General features: G+C 57.9%; 9 protein-coding genes and 1 CRISPR repeat array. All 9 genes read left to right on the top strand.

Features of this window, described 5'->3' with window-relative positions; genetic code table 11:
• The first annotated feature begins 852 nt into the window (after positions 1 to 852).
• The 9 genes from cas3 to B7G66_RS03310 all read left to right on the top strand — a co-directional run bounded on the left by cas3 (position 853) and on the right by B7G66_RS03310 (position 13046).
• A complete protein-coding gene (gene cas3, locus B7G66_RS03350; protein WP_231106166.1) occupies positions 853 to 3534 on the top strand; it encodes a CRISPR-associated helicase Cas3' in 2682 nt (893 codons plus the stop codon).
• A 322-nt stretch (positions 3535 to 3856) separates the two neighbouring features.
• Positions 3857 to 5512: a type I-E CRISPR-associated protein Cse1/CasA gene (gene casA, locus B7G66_RS03345; protein ID WP_040512043.1), complete on the top strand. Its 1656-nt coding sequence runs from the start codon at positions 3857 to 3859 to the stop codon at positions 5510 to 5512.
• On the top strand, positions 5512 to 6072 hold the full coding sequence (gene casB, locus B7G66_RS03340) for a type I-E CRISPR-associated protein Cse2/CasB (protein WP_003620495.1): 561 nt from the start codon (positions 5512 to 5514) through the stop codon (positions 6070 to 6072). The genes casA and casB overlap by 1 nt, the downstream gene beginning before the upstream one ends.
• A gap of 21 nt (positions 6073 to 6093) precedes the next feature.
• On the top strand, positions 6094 to 7152 hold the full coding sequence (gene cas7e, locus B7G66_RS03335) for a type I-E CRISPR-associated protein Cas7/Cse4/CasC (protein WP_003620494.1): 1059 nt from the start codon (positions 6094 to 6096) through the stop codon (positions 7150 to 7152).
• Between the two features lie 5 nt (positions 7153 to 7157).
• Entirely contained in the window at positions 7158 to 7937 is a 780-nt protein-coding gene (gene cas5e / locus B7G66_RS03330) for a type I-E CRISPR-associated protein Cas5/CasD (RefSeq protein ID WP_003620493.1), read from the top strand.
• Complete coding sequence (cas6e, locus tag B7G66_RS03325) at positions 7934 to 8623, top strand: type I-E CRISPR-associated protein Cas6/Cse3/CasE (RefSeq protein WP_003620492.1); 690 nt, start codon at positions 7934 to 7936, stop codon at positions 8621 to 8623. The genes cas5e and cas6e overlap by 4 nt, the downstream gene beginning before the upstream one ends.
• A gap of 13 nt (positions 8624 to 8636) precedes the next feature.
• Positions 8637 to 9596 carry a type I-E CRISPR-associated endonuclease Cas1e gene (cas1e, locus tag B7G66_RS03320; RefSeq protein WP_040510881.1) on the top strand — a complete coding sequence of 320 codons (960 nt, stop codon included), beginning with the start codon at positions 8637 to 8639 and terminating at the stop codon, positions 9594 to 9596.
• Positions 9577 to 9918, top strand: a complete 342-nt coding sequence (gene cas2e / locus B7G66_RS03315) for a type I-E CRISPR-associated endoribonuclease Cas2e (RefSeq protein ID WP_003620490.1) — start codon at positions 9577 to 9579, stop codon at positions 9916 to 9918. Before cas1e ends, cas2e begins: the two co-directional genes overlap by 20 nt.
• A gap of 71 nt (positions 9919 to 9989) precedes the next feature.
• A CRISPR array of direct repeats spans positions 9990 to 10323; the repeat unit is 29 nt; unit sequence GTGTTCCCCGCATACGCGGGGATGAACCG.
• Between the two features lie 305 nt (positions 10324 to 10628).
• Positions 10629 to 13046: a recombinase gene (locus tag B7G66_RS03310; protein WP_003620489.1), complete on the top strand. Its 2418-nt coding sequence runs from the start codon at positions 10629 to 10631 to the stop codon at positions 13044 to 13046.
• Positions 13047 to 13687: the final 641 nt, after the last annotated feature.

Below are 13687 nucleotides of genomic sequence, written 5' to 3'. Positions count from 1 at the left end.
TCACAACATGCTGGTATTGTTCAAAAACTTTCGGATCAGGCTCTCAGAGGTTTCCAGATCGCACATGCCTCGTTCACAAAAGCGTCTGTTCACTTCTCCCAATCAAATAAAATATAAATAATTTCAATATACAACATGGTGAAATAAATGAGAGTTTATTGTTTGTTATGAAATTTATTAATTTTATTAAAATAATTACTATATTTATATTGCATTAAGATGCATGATTTCACTTTTAATATTTATAGACCGGATTTTGTTATTGGGGCGCGCTTGGCTCGCCATGTTTTTATGGAGTGTGCAGACTATCATTCAATGGCTTTGAGGCAGCATCACCAATGACCGCTTGTTTTCTCAGAATATGACCGTTTGAACTGCGGCCTTGTAGCTTTCGCAGAGGAAGAAAAAAAGCTAATAATTTAGGGTGTTTCACACGGTGGAATTTTGACAATAAAATAAATATTTAAAATCAATGGGTTCCAGGAAGAGTGTTCCCCGCACACGCGGGGATGAACCGCTCACAGAGCCGTTGTGGAACGTCTCAAAACGGTGTTCCCCGCACACGCGGGGATGAACCGGGCTACGCCTATTCCATCGCTTCAATGCGCCGGTGTTCCCCGCACACGCGGGGATGAACCGTCACGTCTGTTTTTTCTGGACGTTGACCGGCCGTGTTCCCCGCACACGCGGGGATGTCGGCAGATGATATTGTAAATAGATATTTGATGCGTTGGTTGAAAGGCTGTTCTGCTTTTTTCTAAACTTACAAATCCAAGTATGTTGGGTATGGTTTTTTTGCAAAACCTGTCGAGTGCATAAAAAGGCGGTGTCATGCTGGATGCAGGCGACGATATGCTGAAGTTTTTTTGGGGTAAGGCTCAGTCAGGCGATGAAAAAAAGCCGGGGGAGCCTGATTATCATCCGCTTGTCGCCCACATGCTGGATGTCGCCGCCGTAGCTGTTCTCTTGCCGGGGAACGTGCATACGGGGCTGGATCGTCGGCAGCTTGGTTTACTGGTGGCGTTACATGATATTGGTAAAATAATGCCTGCGTTTCAGGCAAAGGTGCCGGCGTGTTGGCCGCACCAGGCACTCGGCCCGTATGCTGATGCGGTAACGCTCTCGCGCCATGATGTCGATGGTCTGCTGCTTCTTGATTATGTCTGCGAAGATGTGCTGGCGCCGCTCTTTGGTGTGGATGATAATGGTTTTGACTGGTCGCCTGTCGATAAACGCCAGATATGGCGTGCCATCGCAGGGCATCATGGTCAACCGGTCGCCGTGACGGGGAATAGGGCGCGTGGCCTGCAAAAAGCGGTCTGTGGGGTTTATGCGCGACAGTTTTGTACTCTTTTGTTTGATATTTTTCGTCCCCCGCCGATCCCTTGTCTGTCGCCACAGGATCTGCTGCGTCTGGAATGGCGGCTTGCCGGGTTGACGGTCACTGCGGACTGGATCGGGTCGCGGCGGGAATGGTTTCCCTATGTTACGCCCGATGCGGTGCAGGATGCCGCAGGATATTTCTGGAACCATGCCCTGCCTCATGCGCGCACGGCAATCGCACGTGCTGGTCTTGGGCCAGTCGATGTTGCGCCCTTCCGGGGCATTGGACGTCTGTTTCCGCGTGTCAGCATACCATCCCCCGTTCAGGCATTGATGGAAGGCATCGACATACCGGAAGGGCCAACGCTGGTCGTGATTGAGGACATGACGGGTGCGGGCAAAACCGAGGCGGCGATGGTGGCGGCGCATCGGCTGATGGCGTCGGGGCATGCCAATGGGCTGTTTGTCGCCCTGCCCACCATGGCGACTGCGAATGCCATGTTCGACCGGCTTGCCTCGGCATATCGTGGCTTGTTTCAGCCTTCGTCGCATCCTTCTCTTGCGCTGGCTCATGGACGTGCGCGGCTGGATGAACGGTTTGTTTCCGTTGTGGCGCCTGACGATCATGTGGACGGTATGTCCGTGCAGGCAGAACGCACAGATGCGGCAGAGATCTGTTGTAGCGCATGGTTGGGGAGTGAGGCGCGGCGTGCCCTGCTTGCGCAGGTGGGGGTGGGTACGATTGACCAGGCATTCATGGCGGTCCTCCCGGTTCGCTTTGCCACCATCAGGCAGGCCGGGCTTGCGGGGAAGATCCTGCTTGTTGATGAATGTCATGCCTATGATCCCTACATGCACGAAGAGATGGCGGCTCTGCTGCGTTTTCATGCTGCGATGGGCGGGTCTGCCATCCTCCTGTCCGCTACGTTGACCCAATCAGTGCGCCACAAACTTACTATGGCGTTCAGGGAGGGCTTGCACCACGAAGGGGGGGCAGCGCTGTCCAGCACTGCCTATCCGCTTGTGACCCTTGTGGCGCGCGCAGGGGTGGAGGAACTGCCGTGTGCGCCGCGCCCTGGCTTGCGGCGTGATATTGCTGTCCGGTGCCTGGCGGATGGGCAGGCAGTCATGGTCGCGGCGTCCAATGCCGCACGACAGGGCGCGGCAGTCGCGTGGGTGCGCAATACAGTGGATGATGTCATCGCCACTGCAAAGTTGATGGCACAGGAAGGTACGGCGGTAACGGTATTTCATGCGCGTTTCGCCATGGTGGATCGGCTGGCAATAGAACGTGATGTTCTGGCGCGTTTTGGCCGGGACGGTGACGACACCGTGCGTGCAGGGGTACTGGTTGCAAGCCAGGTGATCGAACAGTCCCTGGATCTTGATTTCGATGTCCTGTTTACGGATCTTGCGCCGATGGATTTGATTATCCAGCGGGCTGGGCGTCTGCGTCGTCATGAACGGCATGGGCGCCCGGTGGATCGTGAGGAAGTATGGGTCCTGTCACCAGAACCAGTTGATGACCCGGACCCGCAATGGCTTGCCCGCCTTCTGCCTGGCACGGCGGCAGTGTATCGTGATCCGGCATTGCTGTGGCGTACTGCAAGGGTGCTGCAACGTGTCGGAAGGATATGTACTCCCGATAATATCCGTGCATTAATTGAAGAGGCCGGGGACGATCGCATGGTGCCGCCCGGACTGATGGCAGCCAGCGACGAAGCGCGGGGGAAGGGCTGGGCAGCCCGTGGGGCGGCAAGTCGTAACGTCCTGAATTATGCGACGGGATATGCACCCGATGGCGCCTTGTGGGAACGCGATGTCAGTACTCCCACACGTTTGGAGGAACGTCCTTATGTCACTGTGCGCCTGGCCGTCATACGCGATGGGCAGGTGTTGCCTTGGGCCGTATTGAAAGACAGCAGTCTTGCTCCGCCCGAAGCGCTGCGGAGGGCATGGGCATTGTCTGAGATATCGGTGGCGCGGCATTCCCTTGCCGCATGTGCGGTTCCGGCGGTGTGGGCAGGGGCCGTGATGACCGCGCGTGCCGCCTGGTCACGTTGGGAGCGTGAGGACGAGACGCAGTTTCTCCTGCTTCTGCTTGATGAAGGTGAAGACGGTATGGAAGGGCGGGGATATGACGAAAAAGGGAAAGAGATTGTGATCCGATACGATCAACAGTATGGTTTACAGATGCTTCCTGTTTCTTGACGGGATGAACCGTCTTGCACCGTAAGGTCAGGTGGTTCCCTGCGTCAGCAGGGATTTCCTGTATCTGTTTAAGTTTGTGTATATCAATAAGTCTTGAACCGTTAGGTTAATATATTTGACTGGTGAAAAAATCAGGCTAAGCAGAAAAAGTCATCCCAGTCATCCATGGGGGCGGCATGGCAATCAATGCAGAATTGTAACGTTTGGTACTTATTGTCCGTAAATCATACGCTCTGCATACGCATGTTTGGCAAAGTCCTTGTTTCTGGATCGCGGTCAAATGCCAGGAATCAGGGTATTTTAAAGGAACATCCATTTGATGATGGAAGATCGTGCGCTCAACCTTATTTCAGATCCCTGGTTGCCTGTACGTCGCAGGTCTGGTGCATGTGATGTCATTCGTCCGGCACAGATCGTGGACGGGGTGGCGGACGATCCGGTTGTCGAATTCGCATGGCCACGGGCGGATTTGCGTGTTGCTGCTTATGAATTCCTGATCGGGCTTGTGGCAACCGCCTGTCCCCCGACTGATCGGCGCTCATGGCTTGGGGTATGGCGCAGGGCGCCTTCTGTCGCGACGCTGGACGATGCCTTTGCGCGCATCGCCGATGCGTTCTGGCTTGATGGGCCCGGGCCACGATTTTTGCAGGATCATGAAGACCTCAGCAGCGGGTCGGAACCTGTAGAACGTCTGCTGATTGATGCGCCCGGTGAAAGCACCATAAAGCGCAATGCGGATCTTTTCGTGCATCGGGGACAGGTCGGGAGGCTTGGCCGCCCGGCAGCGGCCATGGCTTTGTTCACCTTGCAATCATGGGCGCCCAGTGGTGGGGCCGGCAACCTGACTGGCCTGCGTGGGGGTGGGCCACTTACAACCTTGGTGTTGCCGATCGAAGGGGGGAGCCTGTGGAACGTGATCTGGGCGAATGTGCCGTATGGCGTCCCCGTGAAGGAGGAGGCCATGGGAACAACATTCCCATGGATGGCCCCCACGATCGCGGGTAAGGGGGGGAGGGATGTGTGTGCGGATGTAAATGCATCCCTGTTGCAATGCTGGTGGGGAATGCCCCGGCGCATCCGGCTTGATTTTGAAAATATTGCTGATGGTATCTGTGATCTTACGGGATCTCCAGATGCTGTTATGGTGGCGGGATGGCGGCAGAGGCCTTATGGGCCGAAATATGCGGGCTGGATCGGGATGCCATATGGTGCGGGGGGCACCGTGCATCCCCTGACGCCGCGCTATCGACAAAAAGAGGGCACGGACTGGCTTGCCGTGCATCCACAACCCGGGGGGATCGGGTATCGGCATTGGGCTGGTGTAGTCGTGGAAAGCGCGGATGCCAACCGCCTGCCCGCAAGCTGTGTGGTCGCATGGCGTAACGAACGTGGGCGTGATGCTGGTCTTTCGGAAAATCCCCGTCTTCTGACAGCCGGTTTCGACATGGATAACATGAAGGCGCGCAGTTTCGTGGAAAGTGAAATGCCGCTTCCCGGTACGTCTGATGCGGATCGGCAGGAGGTGCTGGACGAACTGGCGCGTCAATGTGTTACGGCGGCAAAGCAGGTGGCGGATATCCTGCGTAGCTGTGTGCGTGACGCCCTGTTTGGCAAGGAAAAAGTATCCGTCGATGCAACGGGTATTTCCAATGTGCAGGAACGGTTCTGGATGGATACGGAAGGAAGCTTTTTTGCCGTATTGCACGGGGCCGGGACCAGCACAGGGGATGATGCGGACCTGGCCCTGAAAAAGTCATGGCTGCGGACGCTTGGGCAGGCAGCCATGAAGGAATTTGACGCCACCGTTACGTTGGAACCGGATACGGCCGAGACGGAGGCACGACGTTCCGCACTGGCGCGCAGGCGGCTTGGCGCCGCGGTATCGGGTATGGGAAAGGAAGGGGTAAAAATCATGGAAATTTTGGATATTCCTTTGCCAGTAAAAAAGAAACAAAAAACAACGGGAGCAGCCTCCTGATGCGGAGTGATGATAAGGCAACGGTGCGATCAATCATGGGATGGTGGCATGACCTCCAACCCGATCCTGTAAAAAAACAGGCGGGGGATCGCGCGGCACTTGCGGCACTGCGGCGCTGCGGCAGCGTGGTTGATGCCCTGTTCGAACCACAGGTCCAGAAGCTGGTGCACAGGTGCGGTGCGCGTGGTGACACCGAACTTGCGCGTCTTGCCCTTGTCGCTGCGGTATGTGCGCATGTACGTGCGGATCAGCCCGGAATACGGGTGGCGCGCCAGGTCGGTCCCGCGGATCTGAAGGATGATGCAACGGCATTGTGTAAGCCCCTGCGCTTCCGGCGGTTGATGGATGCCGCAACCTTTGACGAATGCCTGCGTGCATTCCGGCGACTTGTGGCGCTGGCGGGCGGAGGGGTGAATGTGGCCGATCTGGCCGAAGCCCTCATGATGTGGCCACGCGAGGGCGCGTATGATGACAGTGTGGGCGATCGGGTCCGGCGTGACTGGGTCTATCATTACTGGAACGCCGGATCTGTGGATCAGAGCAAGCAGAACAATTCTTGATTTTAAATAAGGATATTAGAAATGAGCCGTTTCCTTCAGATTCACCTCCTGACTTTTTATCCCCCTTCCAACGTCAATCGTGACGATACCGGCAACCCCAAGACCGCAACGGTCGGTGGGGTGACGCGGTTACGGATTTCCTCTCAGGCGCTCAAGCGCGCGTGGCGGACATCCGATATTTTTTCTTCCGCCCTGACGGGACACATGGGACAGCGGACGCAACGTCTGGGGGAAGAAGTCCTTGCGCATCTGCGTGCGCAAGAAGTGGACGAGAAAAAAGCCGTTGCGATCGCGCGGGAAATTGCCGGCGTTTATGGCAAGGTGAAGGGGGACAAGGACGCACATCCCACCCGTACCGAGCAGCTTGTATTCATTTCCCCGTCCGAACGTGAAATGGCGCTGTCGGTGGCGGACCGCATGGCCGCAGGGGAAAAGGTGGACCTTCGGAAAGAGCAGGACATCTTGCTGCATCGTGCGGACTCAACGGCGGATATTGCTCTGTTTGGCCGCATGCTGGCCGGCGCCCCGTCCTTTAACCGCGAAGCGGCGGTGCAGGTGGCGCATGCCATCACGACGCATCGTGTGACGGTAGAGGATGATTACTATACCGCGATTGACGACCTGAAGGGGGATGACGACGATGCCGGCGCGGGCTTCCTGGGGGAGGCCGGGTTCGGTTCTGGGGTTTTCTATCTCTATCTGTGTGTAAATCGCGACCTGCTTGGGAAAAATCTTGGTGATGACTGTGACACCGGTGTCGCGCAAGCCGCGCTCGGCGCCTTGGTGGAGGCAGCGATGACGGTCTCCCCGTCTGGCAAGCAGAACAGTTTCGCAGCCCTTGCGCGGGCGGGCTACGTGCTGGTGGAAAAAGGCAATGCACAGCCCCGTACGCTGGCGGGTGCATTTGCCCGGCCCGTTGGGGGGCATGACCTGATGGGCGCTTCCATCGCGGCGCTGAAGGCGTTTCGTTCTGAATTGGCGCGGGTTTATGGCGCGGGCGTGGATGAAACATGCGAACTTGCGCTTGGGGATGCCGGTAGCGCCACGCTGGCTGATATCGTTGCATTCTGCCGGACCTGACGGGCATGGGGCAATTCCTGACATTTGCCATGGTGGGGCCAATGGCCTCATTCGGCACGCTTGCGGTGGGGGAAAGGCGGGACGGCGGGGATCGTCCCGCGCGCTCTGCCATCCTGGGGTTGATGGGGGCCTGCCTTGGCATCACGCGCGATGATAGGAACGCGCAGGAGGCTCTTGGCATGGGATATGGACTGGCGGTTCTGTGCCATGCGCCCGGTCGGCTGCTGACGGATTATCATACCGCCCAGACCGCGCCATCGCGCCGGAACTGGCATCCCGCGACCCGTGCGCAAGAACTGGCCGGGGCTGGTGAACTGGCGACGATCCTGTCCCGTCGGGATTACCGGATGGGAAGCTGGCATCTGGGGGCGATCTGGGCACGTGATGAAACGCCGCGCTGGACGCTGGAGGATCTGTGCCACGCGATGTGTGAACCTGTCTTCACACCCTCTTTGGGGCGTAAATCCTGTCCGCCCGGCCTGCCATTGGCCCCACAACTGGTGGACGGTGAAAATGTGGTTTCCGTCCTTCTTGCCAGGCATGCAGATGGACCGGAAAGCCGGATTACGATGCGTTATGGGCATCTGCGTGACCAGTTTGCAGGGCGTGGAGGTGGGATGGATACACTTGTGGTGCTTGATGCAGCGGATGTCGCACAGCAGGGGGCTGGGCATGATGTGATCCGTCGCGAAATACGACGCGATCAGCCCCTTTCACGTACAGCGTGGCAATTTGCGCTGCGGGAAGAAGCGATCCTGTGTGGCACGAAAGGAGCACGGACATGAATTCGGGGTTCCTGTCGCGCGTGGCATTGCGGCGTGATGCCGCCGTGCAGGCCATCGCCGCGCTTTTGGTGCCGCAGGGGGAAGGCCGCCAGCACGGGGCCGCGCATCACCTGTTATGGACCCTGTTTGGCGATACACCGGACCGCAGGCGGGATTTTTTGTGGCGTCAGACGGAACCTGCGCATTTCATGGTTCTGTCGGCACGTGAACCGGTGGATACACACGGGTTGTTCGATATCGAAAGCCGTACGTTCGCACCCGTGCTGAAGGAGGGGGATCATCTGCGATTCCTTTTGCGCGCCAATGCCACGGTTGACCGCAAGGTGCCGGGCCGCGCACGCAGTCAGCGGCATGATATCGTGATGGATGCACTGCACAGGATTCCGCCGGGCCAACGTGCGCAGGCACGTGATGAAGTCGTGCCCCCCGTCATTGCCGCGTGGCTGGCACGGCAGGGCGTACGGTCCGGGTTCTGTCCGGATGCTGATGCCCTGAATGTCGAAAGTTGTGACATGTTGCGTGTTCCCCGTGTACGCGAAACCGGGGCGGCGACTTTTGGCGTGGTGGACATGACGGGGGAACTGCGGGTTACAGATCCCGCTCTTTTCATGTCTGCCCTGCTTGGTGGATACGGCCGGGCGCGGGCATTCGGGTGCGGCCTTATGCTGATCCGTCGCGCGCGTTGAGGGAAGGGAACCCATGTCCCGACCCATGCCGGGGCTGCCACCCCCGCAGCCCATTGCGCTGAAGGAACGTGCCTCCATCCTGTTTGTGGCGATGGGGCAGCTTGACGTAATTGATGGTGCGTTCGTGCTGGTGGATAAAGGAGGGGTGCGTACCCACATTCCCATCGGCGGTGTAGCCTGCCTTATGCTGGAACCTGGCACGCGGGTCAGTCACGCGGCGGCGGCGCTGGCGGCCAGGGCGGGCACATTGCTGATATGGGTGGGGGAGGCGGGCGTCCGGCTGTATGCGTCCGGGCAACCAGGAGGGGCGCGTGCGGACAGGTTGCTGTTTCAGGCGCGTCTGGCGCTTGACGACACCGCGCGCCTGAAGGTCGTGCGCAGAATGTACGCGCTGCGTTTTGGCGAAGAAGCACCAGAAAGGCGTTCCATAGACCAGTTGCGTGGTATCGAGGGGGCACGCGTGCGCGAAACCTATCGTCTGCTGGCGCAGTCGCATGGGGCGCAATGGGATGGCCGCCGTTACAATCCGCATGAATGGGAAACAGCCAATGTGGTCAATCGCTGTCTGTCTGCCGCGACGGCGGCGCTGTATGGCATTACCGAGGCCGCCATTTTGGCGGCTGGCTATGCGCCTGCCATTGGTTTTCTGCATACGGGAAAACCACAGAGCTTTGTCTATGATATTGCGGATATCGTGAAATTCGATCTTGTGGTGCCAGAGGCATTTCGTGTGGCGGCGGCGGTGCAGCGGAAACGGCCACTGGATGGTCAGGATATCGTGGACCCGGTGGGGGCAGTCAGGCAGCGGTGCCGCGATCAGTTCCGCAAGACCAAGATCCTTGGGCGGCTGATTCCCATGATCGAGGATGTGCTGGCTGCGGGCGGGATGGAGGTTCCGTCAGCACAGGAAGAAGCCATGCCAATTGCGTTCATGGATCGTAAAGGGCTGGGTGATGCTGGTCATCGTGGTTGAAAATGCCCCGCCACGTCTGCGTGGGCGTCTGGCTGTATGGCTGCTGGAGGTACGTGCAGGTGTCTATATCGGCAGTTACGGGCGACGCGTGCGTGAAATGATATGGGGACAGGTATGTGCCTATATAGATACGGGAAATGCCGTGATCGCTTGGGCCACGCCCAATGATGCTGGTTTCGAATTCGACACCTGTGGGAAAAACCGTCGTATCCCGGTCGATCTGGATGGACTGCGTCTGGTGTCTTTTGGCCCAGAAGCCGCGTTGCCGGCGCATCCCGGCCCGACTGTCAGGTCACTTTCATCCCGATCTGGAAAGGGATAAATACAGAGGTTAAAGTTGGTAGATTCTTTGACAATAAAATAACCGTTTAAAATCAAATGGTTCCACGAAGAGTGTTCCCCGCATACGCGGGGATGAACCGCCGTCAACCGTGACGCGCCATGCCTTGCGCAGGTGTTCCCCGCATACGCGGGGATGAACCGTGGCCGGGACTGGCAGGAATTCGCGGCGCGCGGTGTTCCCCGCATACGCGGGGATGAACCGAACACGCCCTGAGAGATGGCCTATACTACGCGGTGTTCCCCGCATACGCGGGGATGAACCGGACGAAGAAGATCGTCGAGACGCAGAACTTGAGTGTTCCCCGCATACGCGGGGATGAACCGAGCCAGTTTAACACGAACGTGTTTGCTGACCTGTGTTCCCCGCATACGCGGGGATGAACCGTCGAACACGAGATCCCCCAACCCGACCTCGCGGTGTTCCCCGCATGCTCTGTGCCATCGCCTGTGTTTGCGCAGCATGGCAGGAGGCTGATGTTTTCCGACTCTGCGATCATCGGATGTTACAAAAAAACTGTTTCATGAGTCGCGCGGCGAAAGTCCTGCCCTTCGTGGGGGGATTCACACGCTCTGGATAAAATTTCTCCGTGCATGACACCATATCTGGTGTCATGATTGCCTTCTTTCCACTAAATGCGCGAACCGGTGTCCTCGCATGGTCCTCGTTCGCCTGCACGAGGGAGCCAGTGCATGGACGGAGGTTTTTCGCTGTTTGGCGGCGCGCGTGCGCAGATACGTGATCCCTTCGAAGGGGTATTCGGCCTATCCCCGCTGCCTGCCCGTTCGCTGGATCGTGGGATGGGGGCGGCTGTGGGGCGGCGGACCGTGTTCCGCCCCACCGATCACGAGGATTTCGGCCATGTGGCCGCGCGTGTGGCGCGGGGCAATACGGCGTTACTGCCCGGCGTGGACGCGCGGGAACGTGCGCAGTTGCGTAACGCCATCGCCACCGGTGCATTACTGACATCCGGTCGGCATCTGCAACATGGTGATGCAACACAACCGGGCCGGAACATGGAAATGTTCACCAATTGCGCCACCGCCATCTGTTCCTTCGCCAAATTCTACTTGTTGCTCAATGGCTCCGGCGTGGGGCGGGCCTATGATGATGAACTCTGTGTGGTGGACTGGACGCGGGCGCCTGACCTGTCGTTCGTCCTTGCGCCGACGCATCCGGATTATCCCCGTGATCGTGCCGGGTTGTTGCGGTTCGGGTTGGATATGCAGGTCGTGCCATGGGGGACAACGCTGGAAACCTTTGACGCAGGGATGGAGGCACAGGTCCGTGCGTTCCGCGCCTCGTCCATCCTGCCCGAAGTGCCTGCGCCACAGATGCGAAACGGTGCCGCGATAAGTGTCCATGTCATCGAGGATAGTCGCGAAGGCTGGGGCAAGGCGATCGAGAAGATCGAGGCCATGGCATTCAGGGGACAGCATGACCATCGGCTTGTCCTGGACCTCAGTGCCATCCGGTGCGCCGGCAGCCCGATTGCGGGCATGCAGGGGCGCCCTGCATCTGGCCCGATTTCCCTTTTGCGCGGGTTGCTGAACATTCGCCGTCACGTGATCGAGGCGGGGCGGGACAAGGCTATGCCCCTGTGGGAACAGGCGTTGCGGGTGGATCATTACCTGTCGGTGGAGGTGCAGGTCGGTGGCGCCCGCCGTGCCGCACGTATGGCCACCAAGTCATGGCGCGATGCCGATGTGCTGCGCTTTATCCGTGCCAAGGAAGAAGGCGGCCTGTGGACGGCCAACCATTCCGTAATGGTGGACCGCGAATTCTGGGGTTTTGTGAACGACCCGGCCATGACCGGTTCATTGGCCGGGCATGCCCGCAGGGTCTTTGCCGAGGCCACGCGATGCGCATGGATCAATGGGGAGCCTGGTTTCATCAATGGCGACCGGCTGGAGGACAACCGGACCGGGAGTGCCCGGCAGAAGAAAATCCATGCGGACGGGCGGGATTTCCGCTCGGGGCGGTATCAGGCGACAGAGGCGGCCGCCCTTCTGGCGGATCTTGCCGGGCGTGCGGCACATGCGCATTTCCCGGTGACGACCAACCCGTGTGGCGAAATTACGCTGCATGTAACGGGTGGGTATTGCGTGATCGGTGATTTTGCGCCGTTGCTGGCCTGTCCGATACCACCGGGGGACGTGACGCCCGGGCGCATACCGCATGCGGTTACGCAGGTGTGGGATGCGCGTGTGCGTGATTCCGTCAGGTTGGGTGTAAGGTTCCTGCTGCGTGCCAATCGCATGGACGCCCTGTATGGGGAGGAAGTGCGACGGACCAACCGTATCGGGATCGGGCCAACCGGCCTGCACGAATGGGCGTGGGTGCGCTTCGGTCTGGATTTTAACGACCTGCTGGACGAGGAGCGCGCTGCCCCGTTCTGGGGCGCAGTGCAGGAACTTTCAATCATAGCCAAGGAAGAAGCCAATCTCTATGCCCGCGAAACCGGAACTGTGCGTCCGGTTACGGTGACAACCATCAAGCCCGCCGGCACGACGTCCAAGCTGTTTGGCCTGACGGAAGGGGCACACCTACCGGCACGGCGGCAGTACCTGCGCTGGGTGCAGTTCAAGGGCGTGCAGCGCGAAGATGGCACGTGGGAGGAGGGGGCCGACCCGCTGCTTCCGGCGTATGAAAAACGGGGATATCCGGTGCGTTCATTGCGCAGTTTTCCGGGCATGAGCATCGTGGGCTTTCCCACCGTGCCGCTGATTCAGCGCCTGGGTATGGGGGAACGGATTGTCACGGCGCCGGAAGCCACGCCAGAGGCACAGTATCGCTGGTTGGAGCTGCTGGAAAAATACTGGATCGGGGCGGAACAGGGCAACCAGGTGTCTTATACGCTTAAGGTATATACCAACCGGTATGATCTGGCGGAATTCCGTGCATTGGTCGCGACCCACCAACCGCATGTCCGCTGCTGTGCCATATTACCCAGCCGTCCGGATTCCGCTCTTGGTTATGAATACCTGCCGGAGGAGGAAATCTCCGCCGGGAAGTTCGCGGCAATTGCCGCTGCGATACATGATGATGATGTAAAGGAAGTTGTTGACTGGGCGCATCTGCAATGTGCCAGTGGAGTATGTCCCATCTGACGGTGATGGGGGCTGGTTAGTTGAAAGGGCAGTGTCAGGAACATGCCGGTATTATAAAGGTTTTTTCATGAAGCCTTTGAAGGACGTAGCCTCTGGTGGGAACAGGGAATGCGTGAATGGTTTTTATTGTTTCGAAAATGAATCGAAGATGTAATGAATAACGGGAACAGATCTGGAGGGAAAAAATGTGACGGCTCGAGGAGCACGCTTCGATGCTGACGGTATATTTAGAGGATTTCTATAACCATGAATTTTAATTTTCATGGGTCAATAATAGAAACAAAAATATTTAGTGATTCTGAATATCACAAGCTGGTTTGTGAGATATATATTGACGGAGTATATATATGTCTTTTGTCTGTGGACGATGGAGTAGATAGAATTAGCATAGTATTTCCAGATTGTGAGGAGGAATGTAAAAAGAACAAAGTGAGATATGATATATTCGTCTTCGCATTGTCTCTGGCAAAAAAAGATATTTTGAATAAGTGCTGACTGTTTAAGGCGGCAGCCGAAATTGCGGACATATCCATCGCGGATATCCTCCTGTTGCGCGCTATGCCGTATGGTACAGTAAATGTTGCGATGGTGGCTAATGTATCCCCAGCGGGTCAGGCATTGCCGTCGTCGGCTTCTGGTCC

Origin of the sequence: Novacetimonas hansenii JCM 7643, from assembly GCF_000964405.1 — a bacterium.
Classification (GTDB): domain Bacteria; phylum Pseudomonadota; class Alphaproteobacteria; order Acetobacterales; family Acetobacteraceae; genus Novacetimonas; species Novacetimonas hansenii.
Note: the sequence above shows the minus strand (reverse complement) of the source record. Positions and strands in the feature narration are given on the sequence as shown.